Genomic DNA, 16,466 nt, shown 5'->3' on the forward strand with positions numbered 1-16,466 from the left:
ACGGGCACGAGCGGCTTCGCCAAGCCATCCGCATGATCGACACACGCCGCTGTCCGAACCCCAAGGTCGTCGTCACCCGCGAGCTGGCCGATACGCTGATGGACCGGATGGAGGCGCTGTTCGACACGCAGAACAACCGTGCCGACGTGAAGCTCGACCGCGACCAGCTTGCCGCGGCCATGGCCGATTGCGACGTGCTGGTTCCGACCGTGACCGACGACATCGACGCCGATTTGATCGCTGGCGCAGGCGACCGGCTCAAGCTGATCGCGAATTACGGCGCGGGCGTGAACCACATCGATCTGAAGGCGGCGCGCGCGCGCGGGATCATCGTCACCAACACGCCGGGCGTGCTGACCGAAGACACCGCCGACATGACGATGGCGCTGATCCTGTCGGTGCCGCGGCGGCTGGCGGAGGGTGAAAAGCTAGTGCGCTCTGGCCAGTGGAACGGCTGGAGCCCCGGCGGAATGCTCGGCCACCGGATCGGCGGCAAGGCGCTCGGGATCGTCGGGATGGGGCGGATCGGCCAGGCGGTCGCGCTGAGGGCGCGCGCGTTCGGGCTGACGATCCATTATCACAATCGCACCCGCCTGCCCGCCGTTCGCGAGGCGCAGCTCGCCGCCACCTTCCATGCGTCGCTCGACGATATGCTCAGCAGCGTCGACATCGTCACGATCCACACACCGCTGAACGCCGACAGCCGCGACCTGATCGATGCGCGCCGGATCGCGCTGATGCGACCGCATGTGTACCTGATCAACGCGGCGCGCGGCGGGATCGTCGACGAGGTTGCGCTGGTCGATGCGCTGGAGGCCGGACGTTTGGCGGGCGCCGGTCTCGACGTCTGGGCGCACGAGCCGATGATCGATCCCCGCCTGCTCGCGTTGCCCAACGTCGTGATGCTGCCGCACATGGGCTCGGCGACACTCGAGGGCCGGATGGCATCGGGCGAGCGCGTCATCCAGAATATCCGGATGTGGGCGGATGGCCATCGCCCGCCGGATCAGGTGCTCGACGGCTGGATCTGACTCCGCCGATACAATCTGCATCAATAGTTCGGAACCGATGCCGCGATGCAGCATTAGTTGGATACCCCCGGGAAAACAGGAGTATCCGAGATGAAGAAGTTCGCCGTTTCCGCCCTGCTGGTCGCATCTGCCGTGTCGATGAGCGCCTGCTCGACACTCAAGGGCGCGGGTATCGGTGCTGCCGGTGGCGCAGGCGTTGCCGCCGCGACCGGTGGTAGCGTCGAGAAGGGTGCAGCCGTTGGTGGCGCTGGTGGTGCGGTCGTCGGTACTGTTGCCGACTGATCTGTTAGCCCGCAACATGAACGATCCTCCCTCGCCTAGGGAGTGGCACCGAAGGTGACGGGGGTAGGACACGGAACCTACGTTTCGCTTTCCTCCCTCTCTGACTGGCAAGCGCCAGCCACCTCCCCCTGACGGGGGGGATCGTTTCTTTGATTTCAGACCGCGCGCATCCAGTGGGTCCGCGCTACCGTTCCGGTCAGGACTTTCGACCCGAACGCTTTGATGATCTTGGCCGCATCCGCGCTGTTCATCAGGACGACGCGCGTGCCGCCCGATGGCAGCGTCTCGATCGCACTGATGATCGCGCCATGCTTCTTGCACATCGCAACGACCTGCGGCTGTTCGACGCTGACGTTCACCGCGCGCGAGATCGGCACGACCGTATCCGCACCCGTCGTCACGATGCGGCCCCTGTGGTCACGATGGCAGAATAGATCGTCATGCGGCATTCCCGGCTCGGAGCGGGAGCGCAAAGCATCTCTCAGTCGCAGCCTGCCCGTACAAAGCGCCGCGATGGCTCAGCTATGCGCGCTAACGCCCCAAACGGCAATGGCGCGGCACGCTTTCGCTATGCTCGCACCCGCAGCAAAGCGAGACCGAAACCCACGAAGATCGCCCCCGTTACGCGGTCGAACGTGCGCCGCAACGCCGGGCGCGTCATATACCGCGCGAGCGTCCGGCCGCCGGCTGCGTACACGCCGTACCAGAAGCTCTCGACCACCGCGAAGGTCACCACCAGGATCGCGAACTGCGGTGCCTGCGGCGAAGCGCGGTCGACGAACTGCGGCAGGAAGGCGGCGGCGAACAGCAGCAGTTTCGGATTGCTGATGCCGATCACGAACCCGCCGCGAAACAGGCGCCACGCCGACACGGTCGGGGTGAGCGCCACCGGCGTCGTATCGTCGCCGACGTCGATCGGAGACCCCGCCCCTCGCCACGCCTTGATCCCAAGGAATATCAGATACGCGACGCCGGCATAGCGCAGCGCGTCGAATACGCGAGGCCATGCCGCGAGCAGCGCCGACACGCCCGCCGCCGACGCCGCCAGCACGAGCACCAGCGCGGTCAGGCAGCCCGCCATCGCAGCGACGCTGCGCCGTGCGCCGAACGCGATGCTGCGCGTCATGACGTGCAGCATGTTGGGTCCTGGCGTTCCGCATAGGAGGAATATCGCGACTACGAACAACCACCAGGCGTGTAGCGTCATTGTTGTTCCTACCTGCTGATCCCGCGGGGAAGGGAAGCGGATCGTTGGCAATTCCGAAGTGTTGGCTCAGGACCTCAGCAAACTCAAACTGTCGGTCTTGACCGTGTCGACAGCTACCGCATCTCCCCGGCGAAGGCCGGGGTCCAGTTGGGAGACGCTGCTACGTCTTGCAGCGCTCCGTTACCGCGACCTTTCCAACTGGACCCCGGCCTCCGCCGGGGAGGCGCTTTAATCGATCTGAATATTTATCCGACCTAATCCGGCACCCGCGGCATCGCGATCCAGCGCTATCGATCGGGCAGTATCGTGGATGCCGGACCGAAAGGTGCTGCCTGATGGAAAGGGCTCAGTCCCCCGTCAAAATCCGATCGACCAGCTGCCCGACACTCGGCACGAAGCCGTTCGAATAGAACGGATCCTTCTTGAAGTTGTACGCGGCATGGCCTGCGAACATCAGGTTCTGGTCGATGTCGCCGCCGTGCGCGATGTCCTGCAACGTCTTCTGGATGCAGAAGCTGCGCGGATCCGCGAGACGTCCGGTCGAGTTGGTCTCGGTATCCGCCCAGCTCGAGAACGAGCATTGCGACAGGCAGCCCATGCAGTCGGCCTGGTCCTTGCGGATCATGCCCTTCTCGGTCGGGCTGACGAACACCAGCGTGTTGTCCGGCGTCTTGAGCGCGTCGGTATAGCCCTCGCCGAACCACTGCCGCGCGCGCAGCAGGTCGTTGCGCGTGACCCAGAAGTTCTTGCCCTTCACGCCGACGTCGAGCTGGAACACGTGATCACCAGCCTCCTGCGTCGAGAACGCGATCTGGCGCTCGGAGCGTGCTTCCAGCGAGCGCAGGAAAGGGTTGCGCACCGCCGACGAATAGAACCCGGTCGGCGAGAATTTGTGCAGCAGCACGTCGCCTTCCTCGATCTGCGTGAGCGCGTCCTTCCAACCCTGCGGGATCGGGCTTTCGCGCGTGAGCAGCGGCCGCGTGCCGAACTGGAAGGCGATCGTGCCGAGCTCGGGATTGTCGATCCAGTCGTTCCAGTCGCGCAGATACCAGACGCCGCCCGCCATCACGATCGGCACGTCGTCCGAGATGCCGCCTTCGCGCATCACGTCGCGCAGCTCCTTCACGCGCGGATACGGGTCCTGCGGCTTCAACGGGTCCTCGGCATTCGACAGGCCGTTATGCCCGCCCGCGAGCCACGGATCTTCGTACACTACCGCGGCGAGCCACTCGGCCGCCTTCGAATAGGCACGCTTCCACAGCGCGCGGAAGGCACGGCCGGAGCTGACGATCGGCAAATAGCTGACGCCGTAGGACGCGGTGATCTCGGACAGCTTGTACGGCATCCCCGCGCCGCAGGTGACGCCGGCAACCTTGCCGCGCGTCCGCTCTAGAACACCGTGCAGGATCCGCTGCGCGCCGCCCATCTCCCACAGCACGTTGATGTTGATCGCGCCCTTGCCGTCGGCGATCTCGTAGGCGCGCTCGACCTGCTGGACCGCACCTTCGATGGCGTATTCGACCAGTTCCTCGTGACGGGCGCGCCGCGTCAAGGCTTCGTAGACCTGCGGGATGATCTTGCCGTCGGGATCGTAGCTGTCGGCGTTCACGGCAGAGACCGTGCCGATGCCGCCGGCCGCAGCCCAGGCGCCGGCGGACGCGTGGTTGGTCGCCGCGACGCCCTTGCCGCCTTCCACCAGCGGCCACACTTCGCGACCGTTATAGACGATAGGCTTCAGGCCCTTGAACACGACGTTACCTCTCCCGGAAAATACGGCCTACTAGAGCGCACGGACGCATCGTGCGAGCAATATTACGACCTAGGTTAGCGCACCCGGACGGTTCAATGCATCTTCGTACAATGCGCGATAGCGAGCGATCATGACCGCTTCGTCGAATTCCGCCCTTGCCTTGGCCTGGTTCGCAGCGCCGACCGACGCCCGCAGCGCCGGATCCGCGACCAGCGCCTGCATCGCGTCGCGTAGCCGCACCTCGTTGGCGATCTCGGTGACGAACGGCATATTTTCTGGCGATACCATCCGCTTGATGTCGCCGACCGGATAGCTCGCGATCGGCAGCCCCGCCGCCATCGCCTCGACCACCGAGATCGGAAACTGTTCGCTTCGCGACGACACGGCCAGCATGTCGAAATGGCCGATATAGCGGTAGGGGCGATCGAGAAATCCGGGTAGCACCAGCTTGTCCGCCATCCCCATCGCCGCCGCGGCCTGCAGGATATTGGCGCGCTCCGGCCCCCCCCCGATGATCACGAGCCGCACCCGGCCCGAGACCCCGCCGACCGCCCGCACCAGCGCCGGAAGATCCTTCACCTCGCGCAAACCCGCGAGTGCACCGATCACGACTTCCTTGGCGTTAGGCGTGAACCCCGGGATCGCCTTCGGTTCGGGCTTCTGTGCGTAATAGGCGGTGCCGATCCCATTGACGATCCGGTGCACCCGCTCGCGCGGCTGCTTCCAGGTTCGCAGCGCGATATCCTCGAGGACTTCGGACGGCACCGCCAGCGCGTGCGCGGCGCCCAGCGCAAGCCGCCGATAGATGTTGCGCTCGATCTTGAGCCCGCCTGCCTCGTCCGCGTTGAACCCGTCCTCGTGGTGGACGAGCGGCGGCGCACCCTTGGCGAACGCCCGCCTCGCCATCGCCCCGTCGATCGCCCCCCAATTATAGGTCAGCACCAGATCGAACCGCCGCATATACTGCGCGATCGCCTCGTAGCGCTTGACCGAAGGCTTGCCGTTCAATGGCGGCGGGTTCTGCGCGATCTCGTAGCGAATGCCCTTCGCGATCGAATCCCGCGCGCCCAAGGCGTCGGGCATCCCCGAGACGATCGTATGCTTCGCGCGATCCCCGAAGGCATTCATCAATCGAACGGCCCGCGCCTCCTTGCCACCAAGGTCGAACGTGGAATGGAGGTGCAGGATGTTCACGGGGGAAGCCATCAGCGTGCGATGCCGATTTCCTCAGACGGTTTCAAGCCGTGCCACGCCGTCAGCGAGCGCCAGGACGCTCGCTGAAGCGCGAAATGCCGGGGAGGACCTACCAGCTCAACCCCGCCCGCGCGTAGAGATAGCGGCCGTTGAACCCGAAGGGCGAGTAATAGGGGAAGCCGATCACGCCGGTAACGTTGTTGGCGACGATCGTCGCGTCGGGATACACGTCGAACAGGTTGCTGACGCCCAACCCGAGTTGCGCGCCCTTGGTCGCCTGATAGCGCAGCTCGACATCGGTGATGAGATGCTTGCCGCTGTGCACATCGGCGGCTTCGGTGGTCCCCGGCTGGTTGACGTCGCCGTAATAGGTGACGCGGGCAAGCGCACCCAGACGGTCGAGCGACCAGTCGATCGATCCCGTCACCTTCTCGCCCGGGGTACCGTCTTCGAGCGTCAGGATGCGACTGCGCGCGAACAGCACCGGCGCGGGGTTGAGCGTCGATGTCGAGGTCGGCACGCGCGTCACGTCGCTGTCGTTGATATTGCCTGCGATCGTGAAGTCGAACGTGCCCGCCGCGTCGGTCGGCAGGCGGTAATGCGCGACCGCGTCGATACCCTTGGTGGTGGAGGCAAGCCCGTTGATGAAGAAGCGCGCGGCGGTGGCGCCCGAGCCGGCAAGCAGACTGGTGATCTGTGCGTTGACCGCCGCAGACTGGCTAGCCGACGTCGTGATGTTCTCCGACAGGCCGATCTGGTTGCGGATCCGGATCCGATAGGCATCGACGGTCAGGTCGAACCGGCCGAAGCGGAAGACGGTGCCGACCGACAGGTTGGTCGATTTCTCGGGTTCGAGCGGCAGGCCACCGAGCCGCGTCGCGACCGGGCTGACCGACGGGAAGGTGCCGGTCTGGATCGGATTGCCGTTCTGGATGACGGTCGCGATCGAGGTGAAATACTGCTGCTGGAGAGCGGGTGCGCGGAACCCGGTCGAGGCCGTGCCGCGGAGCGCGAACCACGGCGCGAAATCGTAGCGTGCCGAGATCTTGCCGGTACCGGTGGTGCCGAAGTCCGAATAATCCTCGCCGCGACCGGCGAGTCCGACGAGCAGCTTGTCTGTCACCTGCGCTTCGAGATCGAGGTAGACGCTGCCGTTGCGGCGATGGCGATCGACTTCGTTGGCCGGCGAGAAGCCGCCAAAGCCTTGCGCGCCGGGTGCAGCATTCGCCGCGGCGCCGGTGACAGTACCGACAACCGGATAATCGTACGACGCGCGTTCGCCCGCCTGGATCTGGAAGCCCTCGCGGCGGCCTTCGAGACCGAACGCGATGTTGAGGCCCTGCAGGACGTCGAGTTTGCGGCTGACGTCGAGGCCTGCGACGAGCTGGTCGTACACCAGCGCGCCATCGGAGAAGTCGGTCGGCGTGGTGCGGCCATAGGCGTAGTTCGCCGAGTTCAGCGTGCGGAAGCCGATCTTGTTGCGGCCGTAGCTTACGTTCAGATCGACCGACCAGTCGGCGACCTCGCCCTTGATGCCGACCGCCGAGTTGAGATCGCGCGACTTGGTGTTGATGATCGGAATGAAATCACCGGTATAGCCGGCTAACGCCGTCGTGGCGCTCGCCAGACGAGGAAACGCGGCGCTGCGCGTATCGCGGTCCTGATAGCCGAGCCAGCCATACAGCTTCCACGTGCCGGTCAGCGTCGTGCCCGCGTTGGCGAAGATGCTGTACTGCTCAACGGTGGGATCGCCGAACCGGCCGGTCACGCGCAACGGCGTAACACGCTGATCGAAATCGGCGCGGTTGGTGGCCTGGCGGTTCAGATACTCGCCCGACACGGTCAGGAAACCGTCTTCGCCGAAGCCGACGCCCTGCCAGCCCGACACCGTCACGGCATGCTCGCCGTTCGTACTGCGGCTGCCACGCGCGGTATCGATGTCGGTGTTGTAGAAGCCGTAATTGACCGTCGCGCCGCCGCCCGACCGGGCCTCGCGCAGGCGAAGGTTGACGACGCCCGCGATCGCGTCGGAGCCATATTGTGCCGATGCACCGTCGCGCAGCACCTCGATGCGGTCGAGCGCGACGGTCGGAATGGTGTTCAGATCGACCGCTGCCGAGCCACGCCCGACCGAGCCGCCGACGTTGAGCAACGCCGCGGTATGCCCGCGAACGCCGTTGATCAGCACCAACGTCTGATCGGGCGACAGGCCGCGCAGCGTCGCCGGCCGGATCGCATCGGTGCCGTCGACCGCCGACGGCCGCGGGAAGTCGATCGAGGGTGCGATCGCCGACAGCGCCGCCCCCAGTTCGGTAGTCCCCTGCCGCTGAAGCGCGGCCGAACTCAGCACGTCGACCGGCGACGCGCTGTCGAGCCGCGAGCGACCGACCGACCGGGTCCCGGTGACGATGATGTCGTCCTGCGTATCGGGCAGCGCTGCAGCCGGGTCCTGTGCAGCGGTGTCGGCAACGGCGGGCGCTGGCGCATCCTGCGCATACGCCGCCTGCGCGCTGGCGAAGGCAAGGGTCGAAGCGGCGAGCGTCAGCGCGGTACGATAGGCAGTCATGCGATAATCCCTGATAGTGGATCGTTCTGCGACGATCTCGATGCGTAATGAAAGAAAGGACGCATTCAGCGGTCCCGATAGGTCCCGAGTGCACGGCCGATAAGTGAAAAGAACGCGCGACTGGATGCACGTCCTGCAACGTCCCATTCGGGATGCCACTGTACGGCCAGCACGTCGCCGCCGCATGGCCGTGCCGAGAACGCCTCGACCAGACCATCCGGCACCGCATGCGCCTCGATGCGGAGCCCCTCGCCCAGCCGATCGATGCCTTGGCGGTGGACCGAGGTGACCGTGATTTCGGGCCGTTCGATCGCCGCAGCCAGCAATCCGCCCGCGGCCAGCGCGACGTCGTGCGTATGATCGAACAGCGTCTCGTACGCGGTGGCGTCATCGGTCGGCCCGTGATGACCCTCGTCGAGCGCGTCGGTCAGCGTTCCCCCGAACAACACGTTCAGCTCCTGCAAGCCTCGGCAGATGCCGAACACCGGCCGACCCGCTTCGATCATCCGCCCGGCCAGCTCCATCGCCACGGCGTCGCGGTCGAGATCCAGCGCATCGTCCGCCGTATCTGCCTTGCCATAGCGCGCGGCGGCGACGTTCGACCGCGATCCGGTCAGCAACAGGCCGTCGAGCCGCCCCGCCAGCGCACGCGTATCCATCGCATCGGCCACCGCGGGTACCAGCAGGACGGTCGCGCCGGCATAGCGCACCAGCGGCTCGACGAACCGTGTCGCGACCGCCTGGATCGGTCGTTCGGCGATCTCGTTGCAGCACAACACGCCGATCACCGGCTTGATCGGCCCATCGTCGCTCCGGCAGCACGCAAACCGCATCATCGACTCGGCCGATGCCTCGGCACGCGCAGTTGGCCTGCGCCGTCCTCTGCCCTTCGCCGCATCGTCGCCTCCATCCAAGGCAACGATCATCCCCTATCGTGGTGGGATTTCCCAGTCGATTGAGCTTTCGACGGAGCAATTTTTAGTTGGCGCGCCGAAGGATGGCACCGTCAGCGCTTGCCGAAACACCGCGGTTCGGCAAGCATGGCCGAAAGGGGAGAAACCAGATGCTCAAGGCACTCTTGATCGGCCTGACCGCCACCGTCGCGCTGCCGCTCTATGCTCAGACGACACCAACGCCACAAACCAAGTCTGCCGCCACGTATATCCAGGCCGGCACGCTGCTCGATCGGCCGAGCCAGCCGCCGCGCGGCAACACCACGATCATCATCCGCGACGGCAAGATTGCCGAGCTGCGCGAGGGCTTCGTCGCGCCCGAGCAAGGCGCGACGCTGGTCGATCTGCGCACCGCGTTCGTCATGCCGGGGCTGGTCGACATGCACGTGCATCTTTGGGGTATCGGGGGCGATCCGATGCGCGCGCGGCTGGAGGCGCTCAACCGCGACCGGTTCGACGACGAGATGACCGCCGTCGCGAACGCACGCACGACGCTGAACGCCGGCTTCACCTCGGTCCGCGATCTCGGTGGCGACCCGCGCGGTATCCGTGCGCTGCGCGATGCGATCGATGCGGGGACGGTCGAGGGCCCGAGCATCACCAACGCGGGCGAGATGATCTCTGTGACCGGCGGCCATGGCGACGGCGGCAACGGGCTTGCCGAGGAGTTCGCCGACATGGTCCATAGCAAGGAGGTCAATCTGTGCGACGGCGCCGACGATTGCCGTCGTGCGGTGCGCGCGCAGGTCGCGCTGGGCGCTCGCGTCATCAAATTCGCCGCGACCGGCGGTGTCCTGTCGAACGTCAGCGGTGGCCTCGGCCGCGCGATGACCCCCGAAGAGATGCGCGCGATCATCGAGACGGCGCATGCGCTGGGCCGCAAGGTCGCCGCGCACAGTCATGCGGCGGAGGGCACCAAGGCGGCGCTGGAGGCCGGCGTCGACTCGATCGAACACGGTACGTTCCTCGACGAGGACACGATCCGGCTGTTCAAGGCCAAGGGCGCCTATCTCGTGCCGACCGAGATCGCGCCGGTCGCCGCGCTCGCGCAGGCGCGTGGTGGCGCCTTGCCGCCCGCGACGATCGTCAAGGCCGAGGCTGCCGCCGCCGCCATGGCCGCCAGCCATCGACGTGCCTATGCGGCGGGCGTGAAGGTCGCGTTCGGCACCGACACCGGCGTGTCGAAGCATGGCGACAACGCGACCGAGTTCGCGCTGATGGTGAAGAACGGCCTCACGCCGACCCAGGCGATCACGGCCGCGACGACCAGCGCTGCCGACCTGCTCGGACGCGACGACATCGGCACACTCGCGGTCGGCAAGACTGCGGACATCATCGCCGTACGGGGTTCGCCGCTCGACGACGTGACCCGCCTCGAGCATGTCGACTTCGTCATGCACCGCGGCAAGATCGCCAAGGGGCCGCAGCCGGGCATTTGACCGCAAGCGGCGCGACGCAATCGAACCGGGCGCCTTGGCAAACCCCCGCCGAACTGCGACCGTCGGCCTCAGGCGATCGCGGAGAACGACGACATGCTACGGGCGGGATGGATTCTGGGGATCGGGCTGTGTGCAGCCCCGGCCGCGGCGCAAAGCGTACGCGTCGACGGCGGCACGCTCGAAGGTGTTCGCCTGACGACATCGCCAGCGCCGGTCGATACCTATCGCGGCATCCCCTACGCCGCGCCGCCGATCGGATCGCTCCGGTGGCAGCCGCCCAAGCCTGCCGCGCGGTGGAGTGGCGTGCGGAAGGCGGACGCATTCGGTGCACGCTGCATGCAGCAACCCTTGTTCGCCGACATGAAGTTCCGCTCGCCCGGCATCGCCGAGGACTGCCTGACGCTTAACGTGTGGACGCCGGCCGGTACCAAGCCCGGCGCGAAGCTTCCCGTGCTGTTCTACATCCATGGCGGGGGCGCGATCGCGGGCGACGGGTCCGAACTTCGCTATGACGGCGCAGCACTGGCGCGGCAGGGCATCGTCGTCGTGACGATCAACTACCGGCTCGGCGCCTTCGGGTTCCTCGCGACCAGCGACCTCGTCGCGGAATCGCCGACGCACGCCGCGGGCAATTACGGCCTGCTCGATCAGGCCGCCGCGCTTGCCTGGGTGCGCCGCAACGCCGCCGCATTCGGGGGCGACCCGGCGCGCATCACGATCGGCGGGGAAAGTGCCGGATCGATGTCGGTCAGCGTGCTCATGACCTCGCCGCTGACCCGCACGCAGTTCGCGGGCGCGATCGGCGAGAGCGGCGGGGTGATGCCACCGACCTTCCGCCCCAAGTCGCTGGCACAGGCGACCGCGGATGGCGATGCATTTGTCCGCGCCGCGGGTGCGAGCTCGATCGCAGACCTCCGCGCGACGCCGGCCGACGCATTGCTCGCCGCGCAAGGGACCCAGCGTCTTGGCGCCAACTTCATCGTCGACGGGCTTTTCCTCACAGAGGCGCCGGTCGACACCTACGCAGGCGGACACGCGGCGCGCGTGCCGTTGCTGGTGGGTTCGAATTCGCAGGAGGGCAGTTGGACGGGCGTGCTGAACGGCCAGCCGCCGACGGTCGCGAATTACCGCGCCGGCATCGCCCGGCTCTACGCCGATGCGGATGCTCTGTTTGCGCTATACCCCGCGCGGACCGATGCGGACGTGCCGACCGCTGCGACCGCGCTCGCGAGCGACGCGTTCCTCGGCGCCTCGACCTGGAAGTGGTTCGACCTGCATCGCCGGACCCGGCAGCCGACCTATTATTACCATTTCTCGCATCCCCGGCCCGCAGCGCTGCCACCGCTGACCAATCCCGAGATCCCGCCGATGGGTGCGGTGCACAGTGCCGAGATCGAATACGCGCTCGGCAATCTCGATACGAACCCGGCCTATGCGTGGACCGCGGACGATCGGCGCATAGCCGCCGTGTTCCAGGGCTATTTCGCGGCGTTCATCAAGACCGGCAACCCGAACGCGACCGGCCTGCCGACCTGGCCCGTCGCAGCGTCGGGCAAGGGCGCGATCATGCGGCAGACCGTCGACGTGCAGACGCGGGCCGAGCCGTTCACCACGCAGGCGCGCTACGAGGCTGCGGTCCCCCTGCTTGAGCACCGCCGGCCCTGAACGCCCAGGCTCGCGTCGCGCGGCGCGTCAGATCCGATCGAGGAACACCGCGCCAGGCACCGTCAGCGTCTGGTCAGTGGCGGTCAGCCGGCCGTCGGTCTCGACCTTGAAGATCGCGACCGTGCCGGAGCGCTCGTTGGCGACCACCACCCGCCGCTGCGCGTCGAGAAGCAGGAACGCGCGTGGCCAGTTGCCGCCGGTCGCGATGTGCTGGAGCGGGCTTGGCACGCCCGCGGGATCGAGCGCGAATACCGCGATGCTGTCATGCCCGCGGTTGGAGACGTAGAGTCGACGTCCCGCGCGGTCGATCGCGATATGCGCGGCCTGCGACGCACCGCGATGCCCGGCCGGCAGCGTCGAGACGCTGTGCCGCGTGACGAACCGCCCGTCCGCCCCTGCGTCGAGCATGATCAGCGTGTTCGACATCTCGCAGACGACGTAGGCGATCGGTCGCGTCGGATGGCGCACAAGATGCCGAGGTCCAGCCCCCGCCGGCGCGTGCCATGCGACCACGGGCTCCGCGAGCGTCCCCGCGCGCGGATCGAAACGGTAGGCGAAGATCGCGTCCGCGCCGAGATCGACCGAATGCAGCCAGCGCCGATCCGGGCTGAACCCGACCCAGTGCGCGTGTGGTCCGTCCTGCCGATCATGGTTCGGGCCGCTGCCGGTATGACGGAACAGCGTCGGCTGGCTGGGCACGCCGGTCCGCTTGTCGAGCTGATAGAAGGCGACGCTGCCGCTGGAATAATTGGCGATCGCAAGGCACGCGCTGGCCCGGTCGATCGCGACATAGCAGGGGTCGGCGCCAGCGGTCGGCACGATCCCGCGCCGTGTCCAGCCCGGCGCGTAGGCCGCGATCTCGCCAGCTGCATTTTCGCGAACGAGGTAATAGGCACGGCCGGGGCCACCACCGACGCCGAACGAGGCGTCCGCGATCGTGGTGACCGGTGCTCCGACCTGCCACTGGTCCTGACGCGGATCGAAGCTGATCGGGTACAGGCCCTTGCCACCCTCCCGCGCGTAAGTCCCTGCGATCAGCGTGATCGCGCCCGATCCGGACCGCTTAGCGACCGCCGGGAAGGCGATCGTTGCCGCCATCCCGGCGAGGGCGGACCGTCGTGTCGTCGTCCAGTCGGTCATCGTCGGTCCTCGGCTAAATGCGGTATCGATGGCGGTTCATGCGTCATGCCTGGCGTGGAGGCAACGCGGCGTGCGCCGAAGCGCAGCTCTGGCTGGTGATGCGGGCTGGCCATGCGATCAGGGCTCGACCGCGTAGAGCGCGTGGTGCGTGAGGATGAACAGCGTCCGTCCGTCGGCGCCGCCGAAGATCAGTTGCAACGGGCGTTCGGGTACGTCGATCCGCCCGGTCTCGCGGCCGTCCGGGGCGTGGACGAATACCTGGCCGTTGGCCAGATAGACGCGTCCGTCCGGTCCGGCCGTGACGCTCTCGCCGCCGCGATTGGCGAACGGCTTCAGGTCGGTGACGCTGCCGCCCGTACCGAGCAGCCCGCTATAGGTCTTCGCCTCGGAGCCGTTGCTGACGAACACGCGCTCGCCGGGCCTGGCCTTGACGAAGCCGTACGTGTCGAGCGCGTCGGAGAAGCGCCAACCGAGATGGTTCGGCGGCCCCTGCTGGACGGTGCGATAGGCCGGCATCACGAGCGTTCCGTCGGGCGACACATATTCGCGCGCCTTGGGTCGGGCCATGTCGCGCGCGAACATCTCGCCGAGCGTGGTGAACTGGTAGGTCGCCGGATCGATCTGGTCCTTGAACTCGCCATTCACCCAGTAATTCCCCGGCACCGCTACGCTCGCATCGCGGTGCGTAGCGACCGGGGTCGGTGCGATCACCGCGAGACTGTCGGGATCGCCGGGCTTCAGGCTGTAGACCGTGCCCGCGGCGCCATCAGACGACAGTACCATCAGCTTGCCAGACCGATCGACTGCGAGATTGACCGGATCGAGCGGTGCGTCGCCGGCGACCGACAGCCCCTCGCCGGCCGACCAGCCGTAGATGCGATGCGTATCGTGTTCGACGAAGTAGAGCTTGCCCTTCGCATCCACTGCCGCGCCGGCGATCGAGTGGAAGCCGTCCTGCAGCTTCCGTACGACGGGACCGCCGAGGGTAGCTACCGGTGCGGCACCGCGCTTCACGTCGAGCACGGCGAACTCGCGCTCGCGCACCTCCAGGCCCGTGGTCATGTCCCGGACCGCGTTCTCGTAAGGGAACTTGCTCGCGCGCAAATCCGTGCTGCACCCCTCCGCATCGCAGAACGGCAGTCCGCTCTCCGCGTTCACATGGACGTTGCGAAAGCGGATATCGTCGGAATTGTAGAGCCTGACCGCGGTCGATGCGGGCTGAAGCGAACGGGTGACGCGGTAGGCGTGGTAGTTGGCGAACAGGATGTTGCTCGAATTGCGGACCTCGATCGACACGGCATTCCGGCTCTCGCCCGCCTCTTCTTCGGTCTGCGGCGCGAGGAACTCCCAGTTCTTTACGCCGTCCAGTATGATCTCCGCGCGCGCGTGATGCTCGGCGGACATCTCGTACACATGGCCCGGCGTGCTCGTATTCGAGACGTGCAGCCCTGCTGCGGCGAAGGTGTTGGGCGTCCAGAGATTGCTGAACGTGCCGCCCCCGCCATCGGTGACCGACAGGCTGGCATATTGCCCGTCCCAGCGTTTGCGCGGATCGGCATCGGCGGTGTGGTTGGCGTTGTAGGGATCGATGCGGACGCCGTCGGGGCCGTTGGAGCCGTGCCCGCCGTGGAACCGCACATCGTCGACCAGCGACTTCGCGCCGGCCTTCCATAGCAGCGCAGTCGCGCGCGGGTTCACGCCGCCGGTAAACAGGCCGATCCCCGAGACGATCGCGTCGCCGCCCTTCGCACTTTCGACCAGCGCCTTGGCCGGACCGATGCCGCGGAAGGCGGGCGTATCGTCGGCGAGCACGATCTGCGTCAGGTCCGGGTGGAGGCCGATCAGCACGCTGTCCGGCCGCAATCTTAGCGTGTTCGAGACGCGGTAGAAGCCGCTCGGGAAATACACGACGCGGTGCGTATCGATAGCGGCTTGGATCGCCGCCGTGTCGTCGCTGGAATTGTCACCCTTCGCGCCTGCGCTGCGTACGTCGAACCACAGAGCGACCGGTGGCAGCGACCGGATCGCCGGCTCCACGCGCTTGGGCATCACAGCGATCGGTGCGGCATCGATGCGCGTCTCGTAAGCGCCCGGTGCGCCCAGTCCGGGCAGCGTCAGGCCGTAGGAGAACGCCTTGACCCGGTATCGCGCGCCCTGCCCCGCCACCGACTTGCCGCTGTCGCGGAACCGGGCGAACACCGGCACGCCGCTGGCGGTCGCGTTTTCGAAGCCGATCTGCGTGTAGACATTGTCCTCGTTGCTGATGACGATCGCGGCCTTCGAGACGTTCTCGAACCGTACGTCCTTGCCCCACAGCCAGTCGCCATAGCCGCGGTCGATCTCAACCCCGACGGGCACGTTGCGGATGCTGGTGTTGACCAGCGTCAGCCCGGCCTCATGCTCGCGGATCGCAGCATCGCGTTGCCCCTCGAACGTCGAATCGAGCAGCGTGTATTGCCACGCAGGCGACGTCTTCTCGGTAAGGATCCCGTAGCGCCCCCCGAAGAACCGCAGGTCCTGGCCGACATTGCCGACCTGATAGATGCCGGCGAGCCCCGATCCGATATGGAAGTCGATATGGCTCAGATACGCGTGCTGCGCCAAATGGAAGCGCACCGCGGTCGCGGCTGGATTGCCGTCGCCGATCTCGAAATCGACGTTGCTCATTGCCGAATAGAAGGTCCCGGAGTTCGCATCGCCGATCGTCGCATCGAACGGCACGCTGGTCGGCGGCGGCACCGGTACCTTGGGCGGGGCCGCGCGACTATCGGCACGCGAGCCGGTGAAGAACAGCATGGTCGCCACGCCGGTCTGGAAGCCGGGGGTCGCGGCCCCGAGCGTGATCACCGGCCGGGTCTTGCCGATCCCGAACAGGCGGACGCCCGGCCAGATGAAGACGGTCTTCGATATCCGGTAGCGGCCGGCGGGCAGGAAGACGATTCCCTCGCCACCCTTCGCGCTCGCGGCCGCATCGATCGCACGCTGGAGCGCCGCGGTATCGTCGGCCACGCCGTCGCCTTGCCCACGCACCGTCACTGCGCGGGGATCGGCGGGTGCGGTCAGGAACGCCGAGCGCGATGCGGCTGACGCAGCCGCTGGCGCCCACGCGATCATCAGGGCGGCGGCGAGGACCGCGATACCGCGCGTCTTCGCTCGCGGGACGTGGATCATGAAACGGACTCCTGCATCGGTCGTTTCGAATAGGACATCCGTCCACCGCGGACGATCACGACCAAGGT

The 16,466-nt window shown here is 66.9% G+C and carries 12 protein-coding genes; 4 read left to right on the forward strand and 8 right to left on the reverse strand.

Annotated features, from left to right (window positions below; translation table 11 throughout):
- The first annotated feature begins 32 nt into the window (after positions 1-32).
- Entirely contained in the window at positions 33-1,031 is a 999-nt protein-coding gene (locus tag O6W96_RS05240) for a 2-hydroxyacid dehydrogenase (RefSeq protein ID WP_353468616.1), read from the forward strand.
- Positions 1,032-1,121: 90 nt separating this feature from the next.
- Complete coding sequence (locus O6W96_RS05245) at positions 1,122-1,313, forward strand: hypothetical protein (RefSeq protein WP_093399163.1); 192 nt, start codon at positions 1,122-1,124, stop codon at positions 1,311-1,313.
- 155 nt (positions 1,314-1,468) lie between these two features.
- Here O6W96_RS05245 and O6W96_RS05250 read toward each other — a convergent pair whose 3' ends face one another.
- The 6 genes from O6W96_RS05250 to O6W96_RS05275 all read right to left on the reverse strand — a co-directional run bounded on the left by O6W96_RS05250 (position 1,469) and on the right by O6W96_RS05275 (position 8,866).
- Positions 1,469-1,714, reverse strand: a complete 246-nt coding sequence (locus tag O6W96_RS05250) for a hypothetical protein (protein ID WP_353468617.1) — start codon at positions 1,712-1,714, stop codon at positions 1,469-1,471.
- Between the two features lie 167 nt (positions 1,715-1,881).
- The gene (locus tag O6W96_RS05255) at positions 1,882-2,520 is read right to left on the reverse strand and encodes a LysE family translocator (RefSeq protein WP_353468618.1); all 639 of its coding nucleotides are present in this window, start codon (positions 2,518-2,520) and stop codon (positions 1,882-1,884) included.
- A gap of 346 nt (positions 2,521-2,866) precedes the next feature.
- Positions 2,867-4,270 carry an NAD(P)H-dependent flavin oxidoreductase gene (locus O6W96_RS05260; RefSeq protein WP_353468619.1) on the reverse strand — a complete coding sequence of 468 codons (1,404 nt, stop codon included), beginning with the start codon at positions 4,268-4,270 and terminating at the stop codon, positions 2,867-2,869.
- A 69-nt stretch (positions 4,271-4,339) separates the two neighbouring features.
- Positions 4,340-5,476 carry a glycosyltransferase family 4 protein gene (locus O6W96_RS05265; RefSeq protein WP_353468620.1) on the reverse strand — a complete coding sequence of 379 codons (1,137 nt, stop codon included), beginning with the start codon at positions 5,474-5,476 and terminating at the stop codon, positions 4,340-4,342.
- A gap of 97 nt (positions 5,477-5,573) precedes the next feature.
- A complete protein-coding gene (locus tag O6W96_RS05270; protein ID WP_353468621.1) occupies positions 5,574-8,030 on the reverse strand; it encodes a TonB-dependent receptor plug domain-containing protein in 2,457 nt (818 codons plus the stop codon).
- A gap of 65 nt (positions 8,031-8,095) precedes the next feature.
- Positions 8,096-8,866, reverse strand: coding sequence for a gamma-glutamyl-gamma-aminobutyrate hydrolase family protein (locus tag O6W96_RS05275; protein ID WP_435372203.1), 771 nt, complete (start codon positions 8,864-8,866; stop codon positions 8,096-8,098).
- A 227-nt stretch (positions 8,867-9,093) separates the two neighbouring features.
- On the opposite strand from O6W96_RS05275, the gene O6W96_RS05280 reads away from it, so the two are divergent.
- Positions 9,094-10,422, forward strand: a complete 1,329-nt coding sequence (locus O6W96_RS05280) for a metal-dependent hydrolase family protein (RefSeq protein WP_353468622.1) — start codon at positions 9,094-9,096, stop codon at positions 10,420-10,422.
- Between the two features lie 93 nt (positions 10,423-10,515).
- Positions 10,516-12,087, forward strand: a complete 1,572-nt coding sequence (locus tag O6W96_RS05285) for a carboxylesterase/lipase family protein (protein WP_353468623.1) — start codon at positions 10,516-10,518, stop codon at positions 12,085-12,087.
- A 27-nt stretch (positions 12,088-12,114) separates the two neighbouring features.
- Here the strand turns inward: O6W96_RS05285 and O6W96_RS05290 are convergent, their stop codons facing one another.
- A complete protein-coding gene (locus O6W96_RS05290; RefSeq protein WP_353468624.1) occupies positions 12,115-13,227 on the reverse strand; it encodes a lactonase family protein in 1,113 nt (370 codons plus the stop codon).
- Between the two features lie 117 nt (positions 13,228-13,344).
- On the reverse strand, positions 13,345-16,398 hold the full coding sequence (locus O6W96_RS05295) for a glycosyl hydrolase family 28-related protein (RefSeq protein WP_353468625.1): 3,054 nt from the start codon (positions 16,396-16,398) through the stop codon (positions 13,345-13,347).
- Positions 16,399-16,466 lie beyond the last annotated feature (68 nt).

The sequence above is a fragment of the Sphingomonas faeni genome, from assembly GCF_040407495.1.
GTDB lineage: Bacteria > Pseudomonadota > Alphaproteobacteria > Sphingomonadales > Sphingomonadaceae > Sphingomonas > Sphingomonas faeni_D.

Excerpts from the sequence above, each read along its gene's own strand:
- O6W96_RS05290 (WP_353468624.1), bottom strand. The coding sequence starts at position 13,227 with ATGACCGACTGGACGACGACACGACGGTCCGCCCTCGCCGGGATGGCG.
- O6W96_RS05275 (WP_435372203.1), bottom strand. The coding sequence starts at position 8,866 with ATGATGCGGTTTGCGTGCTGCCGGAGCGACGATGGGCCGATCAAGCCG.
- O6W96_RS05245 (WP_093399163.1), top strand. The coding sequence starts at position 1,122 with ATGAAGAAGTTCGCCGTTTCCGCCCTGCTGGTCGCATCTGCCGTGTCG.
- O6W96_RS05240 (WP_353468616.1), top strand. The coding sequence starts at position 33 with ATGATCGACACACGCCGCTGTCCGAACCCCAAGGTCGTCGTCACCCGC.
- O6W96_RS05285 (WP_353468623.1), top strand. The coding sequence starts at position 10,516 with ATGCTACGGGCGGGATGGATTCTGGGGATCGGGCTGTGTGCAGCCCCG.
- O6W96_RS05255 (WP_353468618.1), bottom strand. The coding sequence starts at position 2,520 with ATGACGCTACACGCCTGGTGGTTGTTCGTAGTCGCGATATTCCTCCTA.
- O6W96_RS05280 (WP_353468622.1), top strand. The coding sequence starts at position 9,094 with ATGCTCAAGGCACTCTTGATCGGCCTGACCGCCACCGTCGCGCTGCCG.
- O6W96_RS05270 (WP_353468621.1), bottom strand. The coding sequence starts at position 8,030 with ATGACTGCCTATCGTACCGCGCTGACGCTCGCCGCTTCGACCCTTGCC.
- O6W96_RS05295 (WP_353468625.1), bottom strand. The coding sequence starts at position 16,398 with ATGATCCACGTCCCGCGAGCGAAGACGCGCGGTATCGCGGTCCTCGCC.
- O6W96_RS05265 (WP_353468620.1), bottom strand. The coding sequence starts at position 5,476 with ATGGCTTCCCCCGTGAACATCCTGCACCTCCATTCCACGTTCGACCTT.